The organism is Robertkochia flava, from assembly GCF_020166515.1.
Classification (GTDB): Bacteria; Bacteroidota; Bacteroidia; order Flavobacteriales; family Flavobacteriaceae; genus Robertkochia; species Robertkochia flava.
In genome coordinates, this window is record NZ_JAINZT010000005.1 from 258,312 (window position 1) to 277,965 (window position 19,654).

The following is a 19,654-nucleotide window of genomic DNA, read 5'->3' on the forward strand; positions in this document are numbered from 1 at the left end:
TACAAATTAGTGAATTTATTACAACCCTCTGTTAACGAGTTGTTATAAGTAAAGATCTTGATAGAGTGGGGTATAAAAAAAGCCGGCAAGTGCCGGCTTTTTATTATTAAAAGTGAAAATTATTTCAGTGCATTCACCGTTTTACGAATGGCAACCAGATTGGTCAGTAATTTTTCCAGGTGATCCAGGTGCAGCATGTTGGCCCCGTCACTCTTGGCGTTGGCCGGATCAAAATGGGTTTCCATGAACAATCCGTCCACCCCGGTAACCACCCCGGCACGGGCAATGGTTTCGATCATATCCGGTCGGCCTCCGGTAACGCCGCTGCTCTGGTTAGGCTGTTGCAGGGAGTGGGTCACATCCAGTACCACGGGAGCGTATTGCTTCATGGTTGGGATACCGCGAAAATCAACGATCATGTCCTGGTATCCAAACATGGTTCCCCGGTCGGTAATTACGGCCTGTTCGTTCCCGCAGTCGAGAACCTTCTGCACAGCATGTTTCATGCTTTCCGGGCTCATAAACTGTCCCTTTTTCAGGTTCACGGTTTTTCCGGTATTGGCAGCGGCCACCACCAGGTCGGTCTGGCGTACCAAAAAAGCCGGGATCTGCAGGATGTCCACATATTCGGCGGCCATGGCGGCATCACTTACCTCATGGATATCTGTAACGGTAGGGACCTCAAAGGTTTCAGAGACTTTTCTTAGGATCTTCAGAGCCTTTTCATCTCCGATCCCGGTAAAGGAATCGATCCTGCTGCGGTTGGCCTTTTTAAAACTCCCCTTAAAAACATAGGGAATCTCCAGTTTATTGGTGATCTCAACCACCCTTTCTGCAATGCGTAGCGCCATCTCTTCGCCTTCAATGGCACAAGGGCCTGCAAGTAAAAAGAAGTTGTTGCTGTTCAGGTGTTTTATCTGTGGGATGTTTTCCAGTTTCATCTAGACTTAAAATTTGAGCGCAAAGATAGGGTTTTATACCGTATCTGTAAACAGGAAGAAATACCGGATCGCCTTTACAGGCTTAAACCTTATTTTAAGGAGGTTGTGAGGTAAGTCTTTTAGTATCAATTTTATAGGGGGGAGGTGGCGGTGAAATTATTTTTGAGTTTATGATGATACAAGTAAAAGATTAGCGTACCTTTGCGCCCTTAAAACGAAAGGCATTTATGACATCCATAAAGAACATTGCGATCATCGCACACGTAGACCACGGTAAAACTACCCTGGTAGACAAGATCCTTCACCACTGCGAACTGTTCAGGGAGAACCAGGAAACCGGAGAGTTGATCCTGGATAATAACGACCTGGAAAGAGAACGTGGTATCACCATTCTTTCCAAGAACGTTTCGGTAAACTATAAAGGGACCAAGATCAATATCATCGATACTCCCGGTCACGCCGATTTTGGAGGAGAAGTGGAAAGGGTTTTGAACATGGCCGATGGGGTATTGCTGCTGGTAGACGCCTTTGAAGGGCCTATGCCGCAAACCCGTTTTGTACTGCAAAAGGCGATCGAGATGAAACTCAAGCCTATTGTGGTAGTGAACAAGGTGGACAAGGAGAACTGTACACCCGATGAGGTACATGAGGCGGTGTTCGATCTGATGTTCGAGCTTGGAGCAGAAGAATGGCAGTTGGATTTCCCAACAGTTTACGGTTCGGCCAAGAACAACTGGATGTCTGACGACTGGAACAATCAAACAGAAAATATTGAACCGCTGCTTGATATGGTGGTGGAGCATATCCCATCTCCAAAGATCGAAGAGGGTAGTACCCAGATGCTGATCACTTCCCTGGACTATTCATCCTTTACCGGACGAATTGCTATTGGAAGATTACAGCGAGGCATCTTAAAACCAAATATGAACGTTTCCCTGGTAAAGCGCGATGGATCGATCGTGAAATCCCGTATCAAGGAACTGCACGTATTTGACGGACTCGGCCGTAAAAAGGCGGAGGAGATCCAGGCAGGGGATATTTGTGCCATTGCCGGGCTTGAAGGTTTCGATATCGGGGATACCATTGCCGATTTTGAAAATCCTGAAGCACTGCCTACCATCGCTATCGACGAGCCTACCATGAGTATGCTCTTTACCATTAACGATTCTCCGTTCTTCGGAAAAGACGGGAAGTTCGTAACCTCCAGACACATCAAGGAGCGTCTGGAAAAGGAACTCGAAAAGAACCTGGCCCTTCGCGTACACCCTACAGACAGTGCCGATAAGTTTATGGTGTTCGGTCGTGGGGTACTTCACCTCTCAGTTTTGATCGAAACCATGAGAAGAGAAGGGTATGAACTGCAGATCGGACAGCCACAGGTAATTATCAAGGAGATCGATGGCGTAAAATGTGAGCCGGTGGAAGAGCTTACCATCGACCTTCCGGAAGATGTCTCAGGTAGAGCAGTAGAAATGGTGACCCAGAGAAAAGGGGAGATGCTGAGCATGGAACCTAAGGGAGAGCGTATGGTGATCAGATTCCATATTCCTTCCAGAGGAATCATCGGATTGAGAAACCAGTTGCTTACCGCAACAGCTGGAGAGGCCATCATGAACCACAGGTTCCTGGAATACCAGCCCTATAAAGGGGAGATTCCCGGACGTATCAATGGTTCGCTGATCTCTATGGAAAAAGGAACATCGATTCCTTACTCTATGGATAAACTCCAGGAAAGAGGAAAGTTCTTTATTCACCCGGGAGAAGATATCTATACCGGTCAGGTGATCGGGGAGAACTCCAGGGGAGATGATATGACTGTAAACGTTACCAAGACCAAGAAGCTTACCAACATCCGTTCGGCCGGTGCCGACGATAAGGTGAAGCTGGCGCCGCCGATCAAGTTTTCACTGGAGGAGGCCCTGGAATACATCCAAAAGGATGAATATGTGGAGGTAACACCAAACCATATGCGACTGCGTAAGATCTATCTCGACGAGAATGAGCGCAAGAGAATGCAAAAGCAGATAGGATAACATCCAAAAAAAGAGACCTTCGGGTCTCTTTTTTTTTGCAGGTATGAAGTAACGGGGCATTTTTGAGTGAATGTCTTCGCGAGGGCATGCAATGGCCGTGGCGATCTCTTTATTATTTGAGGCCAATACACCTCCTTCCGGCCAGCAGGTATCTTCCCCTGCTAAAGCATGGGCGATCCCGGTAGTTTGGCATCCATATCCTTTCTAAGGGTGCACGATGGAAGAGGGGGGTCAGAGGTGTCCAAAATCGCATTTAAAGGGTCTTAAGGAGTTTATTATCAATATTTAAACTAAGAAAAATTGCTTCATTTATAGAAAATATTCTATATTGTATTTCCCTTTTATGATGTTAGAATTTGAAGCTGATCTTTTGATCTAATCTTCAGGGAAGCAAGAGTCTTGTCTTCCGGTTATTAGCGGTATAACCAAAAGTATTGTCTGATGATCAGATTTATATTGCTATTAGCCTTATCCGCGATTTCTGCTGGTAATATATTGGCCTCCGCTCCCTTTCGGGAGATGAGTCCTTCATGCACAGTTACTGAAAACAGCTTTAAAATGCCATTCGGAAATGCTATTGTGCCTACGCAGGCAGAGAATCATGCGTTCCCAATGGTTTTCTCAAGTGTGCCTAAGACTTTAAAAGGTTCCTTTTCGCTTTTTGATGGTTTAACGGAATTTGATCCGGAATACCTGAGAAGGGTGCTGCATATCGATAGTGCGGCAGACTCACTTGTAGATGTAGCGCGTGGTATTTTTGAAGAAATATCCAAGCACCGCCGTTTTATTGATATCCTGAGCGGGGATGAAGTAATGAACTTCCCGGTTGGAATACGAAAGCAATTTTCTCCGAATTCACATCTGACGGTAGGTGTGGTAAACGCCAGGTTCCATCCCCTGTATGCCGAAGTGGATTTGTTTGCAAGACTTGAATTGTCGGAATTGAATGCCGATCTTTTCTTTGCGGCTTCCGGGGTGAAAATTTCGCACCGGGGCGGCATCTACGAGGAAGCGAAACTTCACCTGGTGAAGAACTTTCCACTGATCCGGCAGGGAGGGCAGTGGTTACTAACTTTCCTGGGGGACTTCCGGCGCAATGGTTCCCCATCAGACGACAGCTATTTGGTAATTGATTGTGAAGGCACAGTAAAGGAATTATCCCTGGCTGCTGATGTTCGCATTTCGAAAAAAATTGCAGTTCCCCTGAAGGATAATGGTGATTATGCCTTCCCGGGAGAGCTGGAGCCTAACAACGGTTCCAGTCCGGTAAACAATAAGAGTTATGTCGGGGCCAGGTTCAGGGTGGAAGGAAATACAACCAACGACTTCCTGTTTGAGCTTTCTCTTCCTTTTTTCGAACTCAGGGGACTAAAGGGATGGGGATTCGGGTTTAAAAATTGTATTCTCGATCTTAGTGATACCAGTAATTTTCCGGGCATCAAGTTTCCCGATGCCTATGCAGAGCAAGGGGTCCTGATTCGTGGTCAACGTGAACTGTGGAGAGGATTTTATGCAGACGAAGTACGCGTCATGCTTCCGCCACAATTTAGAATAAAGTCATCTGATACCAGGATCGTCGTAGGAGCAGAAAATTTCATCCTGGACCATCACGGTGTCTCAGGGGAATTTTATGCAGAGTCTGTTATACCTCTAGATAATGGCAATGCCGGGGGATGGCGATTTTCTGTAGACCGTATAAGCGCCATGGTTGTGGGTAACACCCTGACCGGAGCAGGATTTTCAGGGAAACTTCTGCTTCCGTTGAGTAAAGATCGCGAGGAGAATGCCCTTAAGTATAAAGGGTTTATCTCTGCCGGGGATGAATACCTTTTGGATGTAGCCATTGAAGATGAGCTCGATTTCGATGTGTTCCGGGCCAGAACACGGTTATATAAAGGATCTTTTATCCGGATGGAAGTTCATGAGGGCCGGTTTTATCCTGAAGCGAATCTTACGGGGATAATGCAATTTGACCCAGGCGATACTTCGGTCATTGACACCCTGACTGAAAAGGATATTCGTAAGAACGGAATGGAAAAACTTCGGATCGGGGGGCTGTTATTTCAAAACCTCCACCTAAAGACCAGGTCGGCCCCTTATATCTCTGTAGAGTACCTGGCACTTAAGGACACGGTTGCCACGCCCAGTTTTTTCGGATTTGAATTAGGGGTACATGCAGTTCATCTTGAAACACCATCCCCGGAAAAGGCTTCCCTGGCTTTCAATGCTTTTATCAACCTCGATGATACCGGGATCAAGGGAGATGTGGGGCTTCGTATTGATGCTTCGATGGAGTCTGGCGATCTTCATGAATGGAAATTTGAAAGGTTTCAGGTGGATTCTGTAGGGGTAGAGGTGCAACGAAATAGCTTTGAACTCAGCGGGAAACTTCATTTTACAGACGCAGATGCCAGGTATGGCGATGCCCTGGCAGGCAGGCTTCAGGTGTATTCTGAAATCCTGAAGATAGAAATGGGAGCCCGTGCCATTTTTGGCCGAAAGGACGATTATAATTATTGGTTCGCAGATGTATACGGAGCTCCTATTAACAAAGGGGGTAACCCTTTTAAGATCTACAGTCTCAGCGGAGGGATCTATCACCATATGCAAAAGGCCGGATTTGATGAGGCCGGATCCAATCCATCCGGGATCCTTTACGTCCCTGATGCCGTGACCGATTTTGGCTTTAAGGCCCTGGCCGCTTTTGAAGTAAAACAAAAGATGACCTTTTCGGGCCTGGTTGGGATAGAAATGAGCTTTAACGAAAAACATCATGGAGGTGGCTTGCGCAGGGTCGGATTGTACGGTGCTGCCTCCCTGATGAACCCGGCGGGAAGTGCCGCTGCAACCGATCAAAATCTCGGGGAACTTAAAGCGGTACAGAGGATGCAGGCAGAAAGGGAATCTCAATTATCCGGGTTTCATGAACTCTCCATAGACCGGCAGGGCATCCAATATTTCGCCAATGAGGTTTTTCCCGATCTGCTAACGGGAAAGGAACTCTTTGCAGCCCAGGTAGCTATGGATTATGACCTTACTAATGAGGTCTATTGGGGAATGTTTGATTCGTTCCTAAACCTGGGAGGTATTCGCGGGGATGGGGAAAAGAATCGACTGGGCTTTGTTGAATTTTATAGTGCCCCCGATAATTGGTATATCTATGCCGGTACTCCTGAAAAGCGGTTTGGAGTTCGCGATATCCCGGTGGGACCGTTTTCTGCCAGGGCCAATGTCTACTATATGGCAGGGACTAAGTTACCCCCGCCGGCGGCTCCCCCACAGCAGGTGCAGGATATCTTAAACCTCCATGGAGATCAGTTTGATTTCAATAGAAATTACGATACCCAACTGGCTTCCGGCCGGGGGTATGCATTCGGGGCAACTCTTGCCATGGGTATTGGGTTTGATTGGGGGCTGGTATATGCCAATGTTGAAGCCGGAGTAGGTTTTGATCTCATGATGAGAAACTTTGCGGATGTGACCTGCCAGGAAAGTTCCGGGCAGTTGGGAATGAATGGATGGTATGCCAGTGGACAAGCGTATGCGTATTTACAGGGGGCTCTCGGGGTCCGAGTGGATGTGTTCTTTATGAAAATGGACATTCCGGTCATGAAGGCCGGTATAGCGTTGTTGGCGCAGGCTCAACTACCCAATCCGTGGTATATAAAGGGATATGCAGGGATAGAAGTGCATGTTTTGGGGCATATTAACATCAGGACGCGGGTAAAAGTAGTCATAGGGGAGCCTTGCGAAATGATGGAAACTACCGGACTTGAAGCTTTTACTATGATCTCTGATATTACGCCCTTGGAAGGAGCAGAGGAGGTAAATGTTTTTGAATCGGTTCATGTGGCCTTAAATACTTCAGAAGGCGAGATGATTCGCGTGGAAACCATGACGGGAAAAAAGTATTTTAAAGCGCATCTGGATACCCTCGTTGTTTATGATGGCAACAAAAAATTAAAGGGGGAACTCTTGTGGAATGAAGGGCGGGATCTTCTGTCCTGGAATGCGGAGGATATTTTACCGGAGAACAGTACCCTTATTACCTGGGTTCGCTTATCATTCCTGGAATATACCAACGGAGAATGGGTCCCCCTTCTTAAAGACGGAGTTCCTGTAACAGAAGAGCAAAAGGTCACCTTTACCACAGGGGGAGCTCCCGCATCGATTCCATATGCCAACATAGAAAGTATGTTTCCGGTGATCTCCCAGAATTATGTCCTCGCAGAAGAATTTGAAAAAGGATATATCCTGTTAAAAAAAGGCCAGGATTATCTCTTTGAGAAGGGACTGAAAAACCATTTTTATTTTGTCTCCGGGAATACTGGGAAAAAGACCCCTGCCGATTTCAGTTATGACCGTACCAATAACCTGATCAGGTTCACCCTTCCCGATCTGTATCCTTCCACTGCGTATTCGGTTCTTTTACAATCCAGGGCTGAACCTTCAGATGCGGTTTCGGTGGGCATGCAATACCAGGAAAAAGGGGAAGCGCTGTTTACCTCTTCCAACAAGATCGACGGTACTTCTTCAGGAGCAGCCCTTTTTACCAGGTTGGAATATTCGTTTCATACCAGTGCCTACAGGAATTTTAAAGAAAAGGTCAGGGCCATGGAGATCGAACAACACTCCCTTTTTGCCGATGGCGATCAGGATGTGGCCGGGTTTGCGTTAAAGACTGTCAATGCAGAGCCCTGGGACATTCACGATATAAGCCCGGCAAGATACAATGGCGGGCAGGCATTTATCAGGGCATCTGCCCATATGACCGATGATTACTACGAAAAGGAGATCCATCCATTCCTTTATGAGCATTATCCACTTGATAAGGACATCCGGGTATTAAGGGATACTGCGGTGTATGGATTTATTCCCAGAAAGGCGGTAGTGCCTTCCACGATCTATAAGGAGCTTACGCACCACGGTGTTGCTCACCGGTACCTGTCTGATAATTTTCCTTTTCAATGGCGCCTGGCCCGGACCTATAAAAATGATTTTTATGATCTCAGGTCTCAGTTGGCAGACCGGATCCTGAACAGGGATGTCATTGATTACACGAGATTCGAAAAATATAAATACCTCATTAACGGAACGTTTCCATTTGTAAATACAGAGCGCTATAAAGTATACTTTCATTACATCCTGCCTCTGCGAACAACGGGAAATAAGATCCGGGTTGATTACATAAATTCCTTTTGATGAAGAACAATTATATCATTTGTTGTATTACCCTTTTGTTTACCCTGGGTGGGTTGCAGGCTCAAAAGCAGATGTCTAATCAAGGTCGTTTACACCTGGTAACTTCTTTCGGAGACCAAAGTGTACTCCTGCGATGGGCTCTGGACGATAAATATATTTGGCAGGATGGATTGAAATACGGCTATCGTCTGATAAGACGAACCATTGCTGTGGGGGAAGAAACTCTGGAAGTTCCGCGGGTAAGGATACTGGCAGATCCCCTTTTACCGGCACCTGAGGAGGTCTGGCGATCTGGTATGGAAAACCCCATGACAGCAGTGGTAGCCCAGGCAATTTTTGGCGAACATTTCGAAACAACCGGAGGTAATGGTATGCAAGGATATGGCAAGATCATCATGGAAGCAGATGAACTTACCCAACGCTATGCGTTCGCCCTGTATGCCTGTGATATGGACTTTAGTGCAGCAGAACTTTCCGGTCTTGCCTTCACAGATACCACGGCTTTGAATAATGAAACCTATGTCTATGAAGTTTCACTAGCTGCATCGTCCGGGACTCCCCTGAAGGGGATTGCCCTGGTAGGTCAGCATAAAAAACGTGATCTGCCGCAACCTTCAACCCCGGTTGCCATAGACCTTGACAGTATCATAAAACTGATCTGGAACTATGAGGAACTAAGCCGGGTGTATCCGGCTTACGATGTGGAAAGGTCTGCAGATGGTCAACATTTTAAAAGAATTAATACGCTTCCATTAACCTCCCTTCAGGGAGAACCTTCCGGGGCTATACATTTCTTTGATACCCCTCCGGGCAAAGGGTCTTACTGGTACCGGGTAAAGGGGAGGGATATTTTCGGGAACACGGGAATGCCTTCAGAAACCTTCCGGGTATCACTATTGCCATCCTTTGAGGTAACTCCGGAATTGACCTCTTTTAAGATCGAATCCGAAAATAAGATTGTTCTGGAGTGGAAGGTAGGGGAAGGGCAGGAAGCCCTGATCCATGCATGGGAGCTTTACAGTGCACCGGCTCCGGATACACTTTTTATAAAATCAACGGGCAATATACCTTCGTTACAAAGAAAGCGTATCCAGGTTCAGAAAATACCGGTAAGGTATTACCGGATACGGGCAATAGATGTTCATGGCCAATACCGTGAGTCGCCCACTTTCATGGTGCAGATTCCGGATACTGTTCCCCCTGTTGCACCCGCGCGTCTTTGGGCAGACCAAAACATAGATCGGCATCTGCAACTCCGGTGGTCCGCTGTTGAGTCGGGAGATCTCCTGGGTTATGATCTGTATTACGCCCCATCGTTCTATGCCGGATTTTCAAAAGTGAATAAAAAGCCACTTCAGTCCACCGGCTATGATCTTCCATTAAACAAAAACTTCGGGGCCTCGACTGCGAGATTCATAGTGAGAGCAGTTGATGAGCGGTATAATATATCGCCACCTTCAGATACGCTTAGTATTGAATTATCCCCTCCTCCGGCGGTTCCAGTGCTTACAGGGTATTCGCATCTGCCGGATAGTCAGGGTGTCAAATTGCGTTGGTCAGGACACCTACCTAAGGCAAAGGCAGGTTTCTATCTCTACAGGCTCGAATTAGACAGTCAAATGAAGGGGGAATGGGAGGTTCTGAAATCCATCTCCCTTAAAACGGATACGGCATATACGGATGCGGAAGTGCATCCCGCAAAGATCTATCAATATAAAATTGGTTCATCGGCCGCTCCAGCTAAGGCTGTTTTTTCTCCGGAAATCACAGTAAAGATCCCGGCAATGGAGTCTTTGCCCCTTGAGCAGGGTCTTGGTCTCGTCGCCGACCGTTCAGCCCGTGTAATTCAGGTAAGTTGGGAGATGGATAAGGCGGGTTTGAACGAGATCTGGGTATACCGAAAAACAGGTGTAGGCAAATTTACGCTGTACAAGACCCTGGCAAGGCATAGCAAAAGTTTTACGGATCACAGGGTATTTCCCAATAACACCTATGGTTATATGGTTATTGGCCTTTATGAAAATGGCGTGCGAAAGGGCGGGGGTACGGGTGAGATCATTTTTTGAACATAGATTATGAAAAAATTTCTTTTACTTTTCCCGCTGTTCTTCTCCGGGTTGGTATACGGGCAGGGTTATCGCCTGGTAAGTATTCCCGTGGATTACAGCTATGAATTTAATAATGGTTTTGCAGATGGAAGCGGAACCTGTACCTCCTGCTGGACCTATGCAGGAAGGAGATCCGGAATTGTGTTAACCCAAACCGGTGAGGATATTACCGCAGGTCATTTCACCACTGAAAATGAGGTTGCCGTTTCCTTTTATGAATGGAGATCAAAGACTGTAAACCATCCATTTGAGTCCATTTATTATTGCAACAATCCCAGGTACAAAACAAAAGATGAATTCACCGGAAAGAATACAATGTACTGTATGGCAAGGGTAAACAGGGAAGACAGGATGATCACCCCCGGGACTTCCATAATATACGGTAATGCAGCAAGTAAGGATCTGGATGATCCCGACAATGCACAGCCGTTGAGTTTTATGAAGGTATGGATGCTTCCTGAGGTTCAGGAATACAATCAAACCCTTGGGTATTGCGAGTCCTTGTTTACAGCCTCCGGGGTGGATGTACCCGATGGCTACTGGGAGTATATATCAGATGAAGCTACCCAGTGGTTAAAACTTGATGGGAACTATGCCAGTCGATATCCATTGGACATCACCCTGGAGCAATTGGATCAGAGTACTACTACCGACCTGAGAAGAATCCAATTTCTCAAATTACGGTTTGTATTACTGGCAAATGGATCCGGGTCATTTCACGGATTGAATACGAGTAGCGCTAGCGGTTCAAGAACGGAAAAGGGAGAGGGACAACATTTTCTTGGGCCCTACAGCTTTAATATATTCCGATGTTCTCCGGAACTCACAGCGCCACCTTTGGTTCAGAATATACTATGTCATGGCGATGGTAATGGAAGTTTTTCCCTTCAGTTCTCCAGGGCACTGTATGCCCCAAATGAAGAAAAAATGCTGATCATGCTTTACCGGGTCGTCGGCTCCGAATTTCATTTTGTAGAAAGTCGCATACTGGAGGCATCTGATCTTTTATCTGCTTCATGGAGCTGGCCACCGGAATTATCCCCCGGCACCTATCAGGTAAGGTGGATGACCAAAGAGGGAGGAGATGCCCGGGAAAGTATTCCTGATGCGATCCGGGAGAGCTTACCGTTTAACGTAAGTGAACCTGAAACGTTAACTGGGCGTGGTGAAGTATTGCCCGTAGTGTGCAGGGGAGGGAATACGGGGGAAATTAAGATTCATGCAACCGGAGGAATCCCTCCCTACAAGTATGCAATCGACGGTGGAGAATGGCAGTCCGACCCGGATTTTCAGGGGCTTTCAGCAGGAACATATACCCTGTATCTGAAGGATGCCCATCATTGTACAACCCAGCTTACGGTTGCTGTTGAAGAGCCTTTAAGTATTCCGGAGGTACAGGTCCTCTTAGCTTCAGATCCTACCGCAAATGGTGCTTCAGACGGATTTATCACTGTGGATATTAAAGGGGGGAGTGGCTCTTATCGGTATCATTGGACCCATAATGGAAACTTTTTCTCTGACCGGCAAAACCTGAAAAATCTGGGAGGAGCTCTTTACAACCTGGTGGTTACTGATAGTAAAGGGTGTGAATCGGTATCTTACGGAATTGAATTGACAGAACCCGATCCTCTGGGACTAACCTTTTTGTCAGGATCAGATTCCCTGGATTGTGCCGGGGGATATACCGTTTTACGTGCACAGGGTACCGGAAGTGCTTCCGAATGGGATAACAGCTATTCCTATCTGTGGGATCATGGGGTTACCGGACCGGTTCTTACTGAAGCGGGAGCCGGAACGTATCGGGTAACTGTATCTGATAAGTACGGGAACTCTTTTAGTGCGGCCCATACCATAGATGCCCCGCCCCCCATCCTGATTCAGGAACACATTGCTCATGTGTCGTGCAAAGGGTTAAAAAACGGAAAGATCGCACTGGAGATCAGCGGGGGAGTTGCGCCTTACCGGGTGGTGTGGAATAAATGGGGCAGTCCCGGTTTTGTAAAAGAAGGCACACTCGCAGATGAATTGGCTCCGGGCTATTATGTTTATGAGATTACCGATGCCAATGGCTGTTCAGTTGATAACACGAGTTTGCCCGTGCTGGTGGAAGAGCCTTCGGAGGAACTTCGGGTTTCAGATGTCTTTATAGAAGAAATAGGAAATGCTGATTTGAATAATGGGTCCATATCTGTCCGGATTGCCGGTGGTACACCTCCTTACATGTATGAATGGATAGGTCCGGATGGGTTTATGGCATCCCAGCCGGATATATCTGGCTTAACACAAGGGGTATATACCCTTTTGGTCAGGGACCAGAATGCCGGTGGGCAATTGCAATTGGGATGCTTTATTATAGAGGAGTTTAGCTTAACAGCTCCGGACCCATTGGAGGTGACCCTGGAAACCTTACTTCCTGTCCGCTGCCATGGAGAAAATAATGCAGTGATCCGGGCCATGATATCCGGGGGAACATCACCTTTCAATATTCAATGGTACCGTCTGGATTCTGGAGGCGTGCAGGACTTGTCCGGGGGTGAAGATATTTTGGAAGAGCTTTCCGATGGTGGCTACTATGCACGTATCGAAGATGCTAAGGGGCAACATGCGTTATCAGATACGCTGTTTATTGCGCGACCGCCGGTTCTAGAAATTACCAGGGTGTCGGTAATCAAGGCTAAATGCAAGAACGGGAATGACGGAAGGATAGCCTTAGAGGTGAGGGGAGGCGTGCCGCCATATACTATTTCCTGGGACAACGGGAAAACCGGAGCCCTCAATAATGGCTTATCTCCAGGAAGGTATCTTGCAACGGTAAAAGACAGCAACGGGTGTGAGATGCAGGCTGGATTTGACGTGGGGTATGAGAATAACCTGGAATTGATCCTGGAAGAGGTTCAGGATCCTCTGTTGGTTGGAAGCCATGATGGAATGATAAAGCTGCATGCTATGGGGGGAGTACCTCCCTACACCTTGTATTTGAATGAGGTATGGGTGGCACGGGATGCCAATGGGGAATTTTTGATAGCTGATCTAAGTGCCGGCGATTATGGGATTGTTGTGGTCGATAATGCAGGTTGTGAGGCTACCGTGGGAGTAGCACTGGCAGATCCCGGTCTGGTTGATTTTGAGGTGACTGCCCCTTCATGCCCCGGATTTTGCGACGGGACAATACTAGTCAAGGTAAATCAACCGGAAACTGCAGCTTTGGAATACCTCTGGGAATCCGGGAGCACGGCTAATTATCAGGAAGGATTATGTCCTGGCTTATATTCCGTTCAGGTTAACGGACTCTTAACCGGTTCAGCAATTTTTCAGGTGGAGATCCCGGAAACGGAGGATCCCTTGTCTGAAATTCCTGAAGAAGTGATACTGTGTTCGGAAAGTGCTGTGGTTCTGGAAATCGATAAAAAATGGAAGGAAGAGAAGATAGAATGGTGGCGACATGGCCGGATGATCAGTGATCAACCCACGGTTATGATAGATCAGGGAGGTATTTACGAGGTAAAACTGGATCTGGGGAATTGTATCTTTTCCAAATCTATTGAGGTCATAGCCACAGAAACGGTTATGAAGGCCGAGTTTGTTATGGCTTCTCATGTGGTCTCTGAAAGTCCGGTCTGGGCGATCGATGTAACTACGCCCATACCAGAGGAGGTGGAATGGTACCTTCCTCAAAATTCAGTTATAGAAGAGCAAACGAAGGACGGTATTGCCTTTAGGATATCAGAGCCCGGGACCTATGAAATAGGAATGCGAGTTCGTAACGGCGATTGTGAAAGCACCCTGTTTAAAACCCTTGTGGTAACAAAGCCGGAATTGGAGGCAGAGACAAACGGAACCCATTTTGATATGAGCATTGAAGAAGTGCTGGTGTATCCAAACCCTGCAGTTTCTCATTTTTATCTGGAATTAAAACTTAAATCGGAGGCCTCGCTTCACCTGAAGGTCTATAGCCTGGCCAACAATCAACTTGTGGCCCGGCTCGATGTTTCGGGCCAACAGGATTACCGGGAACGCGTGGACCTTTCCATGGCACCCCCGGGGATATATGCTGTACTCATCGAAATCCCCGGGGAGCGCCGGGTCTATAAACTGGTAAAATCCTGAATGTTAAGGGGTGGGAAGAACCATTGGAAACGTTAGTTAAAGGCTTTCTTATTAATGTAGTATGCTTTACTATCCCATTTTGGCATCTCAGTTTTTATTAATCGAAAAATGAAGTTAATAAACTGAAAATCAACATATAAAGTTTTTATAGATGCTATTTTTATAGCATGAAACAATCTTTACTCGAGGAGAAATTAAATGCCTTGACCCACGGCCTGGGAGCTGCCCTGGCGGGAATCGGGTTGTTGGTGCTCATCTATTTCGATACGGGTAAGACCAGCTATTCCACCTTCAGCATTATAGTTTACGGATTTTCTGCCCTGATCCTCTTCACGGTTTCGACCCTTTATCACTCGGCCCGCGAACCCCGGGTAAAGAATCTCTTTCGCCTGCTGGACCATATCGCCATCTATTTTCTGATTGCCGGTACCTATACCCCCATTGGGCTGATCTCTATGGAAGAAGGTTCGGGATGGACGATGTTTACCGTAGTCTGGGTGATCGCGCTCATAGGGAGCGTATTCAAGGTGTTCTTTCTCGGCAAATACGAGCGCCTGTCCCTGATGTTCTACCTGTTTATGGGATGGCTGATCCTGTTCGACCTCAGAGGCCTTTTTGAAAACCTTTCCACTCAGGCACTCGTATTGTTACTGGTAGGCGGGGCGTTCTATACCCTGGGTACGGTGTTCTATTCAGCAAAAAAAATGCCATATCATCATGTGATATGGCATCTCTTCGTTTTATGTGGCGCGATAAGCCACTATTTTATGGTATTGATAGAGATATAAAAGCCTCTCTTACCGGAAATTAATTGAAAAGGTAAAAGTTTGTTTTATCTATATACTCACTGTCAAAGTTATTTGTGGAGTATTCAATTTTCGGACTAATATCAATTCCTTCCAATCCTTTACTTATCATTTTTTGCATGAGTTCGTCGTAGTTAATAATACCCTCATACCGCTGAACTTCAAATTGCTGCATTTGCATGGAACCGCTGTTTAACACCGGCGCAATGGCCCAGTGTCCTATTTCTTCCGGTAATTGGGGTAATGTTAATTGGGTACTGGTCTCGCTATTAAACATGATCTTCCACTCGTACCCTTCGCCCTTGAAGAAAAAGCTTCCAGCCTGATGACCATCTCCCATGATCCCAATGTCAATGTTGGTATTGGCATAGGTATAATCCAGGGTCCAGTTAGGATCGGTTACGGAAGTTCCCGGTAATCCTTCGCCCACAACCCGGTAACCGCCGATCTGAAGATCGTACCGGTATTGATACAGGTTGCTGTTCAGCAGGTAACTGATATCCGGGGAGTCGGTGGTAATATAATTGTGATCTTCATTGATCAGATGATATGCGCCGTTAGCAAAGTCGGTTGCATCCAGGTATCCAAAAACTTTAAACCAACTCCTGGTTACTGATTCCTGAGGGAAATTCACAGGGGTAATGATGCGTTGTTCAAATCCCGTTCTTGAAAAATCGTTAAAATCGATCACTCCTGTTTGAGCAGACGTTCGATCCATGATATAATATTGCTGGTCGAAAGTTTCATTGTTTTCATAAAACAGATAGATCTTATCCGACGGGGTAAAGGTCTGTGAAGTTTGGGTAAGTTGAGACAGGGTAAGGTATTCGTTGGAAGACAGGTAAGATCCCTGATAATCTCTTCCTTTCCCTTTGATCTCAAAATTACCCGAAGCATTATTAACCGTATACTGAGAATAACTAACGGTGTCAAATCGTTCGGGTGCCTTTAGATTTATGACCCCAAGAACACTTTTTTTCAGATTTGCAATGGTAGAAAACCAGGTGGTATTCGAACTGTTAAATTGTGAACCAAGGGTCAGCATAAATTCATCGCTCTCGCTGATCTCTTCAAGGGTTTGAAAAATTACCGTTCTGGTAGTGGGTAATATTTCTTTTCCATCGAGCACATTTCCCTGTGTATCTGTAACGAAGAAGAAGGTCTCTGAGGCCCATGGATTAATGGTGCCTTCTGCTATGTCTACCCTCAACACCCTTCGTAAGATCGAAAATGCTAAGGAATCTTTGGAATGATTATGTAAAGAATCCCAGGCCTCGATTCGCATCATTTGCGGGCCGGTCGTAAATTGGTCAGGGTTTATGGTGAACGATGCCGATCCGGAACTATTATTAATGAGTAAGGAGTCTCCAATAAAGATTCGAAGACTGTCTGCGGTGGCATAGCGGTCTTCTGCCAGAATTTCCACAGAGATAAGGCTGTCGATCTTCTGCTCCGGCTCTAACCCGGTAAGAGTAAGGTCGGGCCCCGTATTATCTGATATGAAACTGAGCTGATATGTCGCCATATTATTGGCCTGATCCAGGGCTGTAATAATAGCGGTGTTGGGTCCATCCGGCAGCATAGACGTATTGATATTAAAGGAATAGGTGATACTGTCGGCCGTTGTTTCCAATAAGCTACCGTTAAGATCTATGGTTACTTCCTTAATTTCCTGGTTATCGGTAACGTTAAAAAACACCGGGTTTTGATCGCCATTTATAACACTTTCTGAATCCATGGACACTTCGGAAATTACCGGGAGTTCATTATCTACAATAATTTGTTGTTCTGTGGAAGCCTGATTCCCTGCATTATCAGTAGCGGTAACTTTTAAAGTATACAAGGTTTGAGTTTTATTGAGCTTTATACCTTTAGACTGGTAGTTGCTCAGATCTATGGTAATGCTAAAGGGAGCTGTGGTATCCTCCCCCACCTTGTTGTTGTCTATAAATGCCTCGATCATCTGGATGCCATTCGCGTCCTTTGCATCGACTTGTACGGTGATCTCCCGGGATACCACGGGAGGATTTGCGGGGTCGCTGGTGGATGCTGGTGGTAGTCCGGCAATAGCAAGCTCTACATCAGGAGGGGTGCTGTCGGTCTCCAGTGGGTCCGGAGCAGGATCATCCTTGGAGCAGGAAATTAAGCCAAGGAACACGAAGAAACAAAGTGAGGTAAAAAGAGTTTTAAAAGATTTCATGATCAGGGAGTTGGATGAAATATGTGGATTATGGTTGCTTGAATTATTGAATAGGGTAGAAATAATCGGTCAGGAAGGATCCCAGAGGACCTTCAATTCCGTCTTTCACCCTGAATATACCTGTTCGCCCGCCATAAAATTTGACGGCGTTATTTCCCTCCCGGATAATGTCCTGAAGGTACTTCTCATATGAAGTGGCCTGTGGATATTGATTCAGTTCTACATGTTCTACAGACATTGTGTTCGATAAGAGAAATGTTTTTAACTGGCAATCGATAAGGTTGGGAATCTCAGGAAATACCAGATCACCGGCTTTTGAACTGTCGAAGATCATCACCCAATCGGCAAAATCTGAATACGGAGCACTCGCTGCCCAGGCGTATAATTTGCCGGTAGTATGTTCCTGCCCTGTACTGTTAATTGATAGTGTATTTCCTGTTTGTGTCCAGTCTAGAGACCAGGCCGGAAGGGTATACTGCGTTTTTGGCTTTTCATAAGCTTCAATAATGAATGCACCTTTGGATAACAAATAGCGGTAGTAAGGAAATTTGTCGATGAGGTAATATTCATCGAGTCCTGAAAAGGCATCGGTGGACAAGGTGTTTTGATAAATTTTGTGATAATTATCGTTTTCCTTGTCATTCAACGAGGCGTATCCGTAGAGATAAAGGCCTCCCTCTCCTGTTACGCCACCAAAATCGATATTCTTTTTGACAACCATTTCGTTGCTGAAATCGTTGTAATTCAGGGTGCTATTCTCCAAATCATTAATAGCGAGGGTTTTGTATTTCAAGTTTTGTGTGGGGTATTCTTCACTAACGATCATCAGGCTATCCTGGTTATTGGTGTTTTTCTGGTTGACCACAAAGGTGGTTTCATTGGCCTGGCCTCCTGTATGGTATTTCCCTTCAGTATAGATCCTGTTAAGGTTGGCAGGGAAACCGGACATGGAAATTTCTGTAGAGACATGAGATGAAGTCAGTGGTTCCATTTTATTGTTCAGCCTGATCTGTTGTATCTTATTTCTACTCATGTCGTGATAGGTGACAGCCTGGTTCTTCTGGCTTTGATATCCTTTTACCTCAAGAAAGGTGAGCATGAACGTTTGGTTTTTACCAAACTCAGAATCTGCATGCAATTTAAAGGTTCCTGAATTTTTCAATTGGGTCAGGGCGACGGTTGCTCCGGTGCTGTCTGAGGCAAAAGCCCAGTAATTATCATAAAGGTCACCCAAAAGATTTTCCGGAGTCGATATGGTTATCAATAAACGTTTTACTTCTACAGGTATCTCAAGTTCAGATACATTACCAAGCGTGTCCTTGGCAAATAACTGAAATGTAAGTTCGCCGGGAGGATAATTTTCAGGGTCAATTCCCAGGCTTCCCAACATTCCTGAAGTACTCATAAGAAGGGTGTCTGAGGCAACAACCAGTCCGAGTTGAGTAACATTGCTATATTCATCAGTGGCCTGGGCGCTAAAATTAATAGGACTATCAAAGACCTGCCCGGCTTCCAATTCCTGGGAAATAATAACCGGGCCTGTATTATCGGAAATAAAGTTCAAATGATGAAAGGCAATATTATTTGCCTTGTCGGTGGCAGAGATTACTACCGTATTCGGACCGTCTTCAAGAATTGCCGTGTCTAAATTAAAGGCATAAGCCGTACTGTCTGCAAGAACTTCCAGAAGATTTCCGTTCAACTCGGCTTTGACCTCGCTGAGTTCCTGGTTTTCCTCAACATTAAAAGTGACCTCATTGTCGCTCCCGTTGATGATCGTATCGGGGCTCAGGGATACATCCGATATTACCGGAACCTCATTATCGACGATAATGTCCAGCTCATTTGAATTTTGATTCCCTGCATTATCAGTAGCGGTTACTTTTAAAGTATACAAGGTTTGAGTTTTGTTGAGCTTTATGCCCTTAGACTGGTAGTTGCTCAGATCTATGGTAATGCTAAAGGGAGCTGTGGTATCCTCCCCCACCTTGTTGTTGTCTATAAATGCCTCGATCATCTGGATGCCATTCGCGTCCTTTGCATCAACTTGTACAGTGATCTCCCGGGATACCACGGGAGGATTTGCGGGGTCGGTCGTGGATGTTGGGGGTAGTCCGGCAATGGCGAGCTCTACGGTAGGAGGGGTGCTGTCGTTTTCCAAAGGATCGGGTACGGGATCACTTTTGGAACAGGCGCTGAGGAGTAGAAAGGCCACCAAAATGACCGTCAAAAAGGGTTGCTTCTTTGTCATAATAAA

The 19,654-nt window shown here is 46.1% G+C and carries 8 protein-coding genes; 5 read left to right on the top strand and 3 right to left on the bottom strand.

The features are described from left to right. Positions 1-119 precede the first annotated feature (119 nt). Complete coding sequence (gene kdsA, locus K7R11_RS07700; RefSeq protein ID WP_224489955.1) at positions 120-941, bottom strand: 3-deoxy-8-phosphooctulonate synthase; 822 nt, start codon at positions 939-941, stop codon at positions 120-122. 227 nt (positions 942-1,168) lie between these two features. Here kdsA and typA point away from each other — a divergent pair, with 227 nt between their 5' ends. From typA to trhA, 5 genes are all read left to right on the top strand, one after another. After that, complete coding sequence (typA, locus tag K7R11_RS07705) at positions 1,169-2,974, top strand: translational GTPase TypA (protein WP_224489956.1); 1,806 nt, start codon at positions 1,169-1,171, stop codon at positions 2,972-2,974. A 558-nt stretch (positions 2,975-3,532) separates the two neighbouring features. Next, positions 3,533-8,176 carry a hypothetical protein gene (locus tag K7R11_RS07710; protein ID WP_224489957.1) on the top strand — a complete coding sequence of 1,548 codons (4,644 nt, stop codon included), beginning with the start codon at positions 3,533-3,535 and terminating at the stop codon, positions 8,174-8,176. Beyond that, positions 8,176-10,242 carry a fibronectin type III domain-containing protein gene (locus tag K7R11_RS07715; protein ID WP_224489958.1) on the top strand — a complete coding sequence of 689 codons (2,067 nt, stop codon included), beginning with the start codon at positions 8,176-8,178 and terminating at the stop codon, positions 10,240-10,242. The genes K7R11_RS07710 and K7R11_RS07715 overlap by 1 nt, the downstream gene beginning before the upstream one ends. 9 nt (positions 10,243-10,251) lie before the next feature. Further along, a complete protein-coding gene (locus K7R11_RS07720) occupies positions 10,252-14,391 on the top strand; it encodes a T9SS type A sorting domain-containing protein (RefSeq protein ID WP_224489959.1) in 4,140 nt (1,379 codons plus the stop codon). A gap of 167 nt (positions 14,392-14,558) precedes the next feature. After that, a complete protein-coding gene (trhA, locus tag K7R11_RS07725) occupies positions 14,559-15,179 on the top strand; it encodes a PAQR family membrane homeostasis protein TrhA (protein WP_224489960.1) in 621 nt (206 codons plus the stop codon). Between the two features lie 19 nt (positions 15,180-15,198). On the opposite strand, the gene K7R11_RS07730 is transcribed toward trhA, so the two are convergent. Together K7R11_RS07730 and K7R11_RS07735 are read right to left on the bottom strand one after the other, a co-directional pair. Next, positions 15,199-17,397 (bottom strand): Ig-like domain-containing protein, encoded by a 2,199-nt coding sequence (locus tag K7R11_RS07730; protein WP_224489961.1) that lies wholly within the window; start codon positions 17,395-17,397, stop codon positions 15,199-15,201. A 43-nt stretch (positions 17,398-17,440) separates the two neighbouring features. Continuing rightward, a complete protein-coding gene (locus K7R11_RS07735) occupies positions 17,441-19,648 on the bottom strand; it encodes an Ig-like domain-containing protein (RefSeq protein ID WP_224489962.1) in 2,208 nt (735 codons plus the stop codon). Between the last annotated feature and the right edge of the window lie 6 nt (positions 19,649-19,654).

Excerpts from the sequence above, each read along its gene's own strand:
- kdsA (WP_224489955.1), bottom strand. The coding sequence starts at position 941 with ATGAAACTGGAAAACATCCCACAGATAAAACACCTGAACAGCAACAAC.
- typA (WP_224489956.1), top strand. The coding sequence starts at position 1,169 with ATGACATCCATAAAGAACATTGCGATCATCGCACACGTAGACCACGGT.
- K7R11_RS07710 (WP_224489957.1), top strand. The coding sequence starts at position 3,533 with ATGCCATTCGGAAATGCTATTGTGCCTACGCAGGCAGAGAATCATGCG.
- K7R11_RS07715 (WP_224489958.1), top strand. The coding sequence starts at position 8,176 with ATGAAGAACAATTATATCATTTGTTGTATTACCCTTTTGTTTACCCTG.
- K7R11_RS07720 (WP_224489959.1), top strand. The coding sequence starts at position 10,252 with ATGAAAAAATTTCTTTTACTTTTCCCGCTGTTCTTCTCCGGGTTGGTA.
- trhA (WP_224489960.1), top strand. The coding sequence starts at position 14,559 with ATGAAACAATCTTTACTCGAGGAGAAATTAAATGCCTTGACCCACGGC.
- K7R11_RS07730 (WP_224489961.1), bottom strand. The coding sequence starts at position 17,397 with ATGAAATCTTTTAAAACTCTTTTTACCTCACTTTGTTTCTTCGTGTTC.
- K7R11_RS07735 (WP_224489962.1), bottom strand. The coding sequence starts at position 19,648 with ATGACAAAGAAGCAACCCTTTTTGACGGTCATTTTGGTGGCCTTTCTA.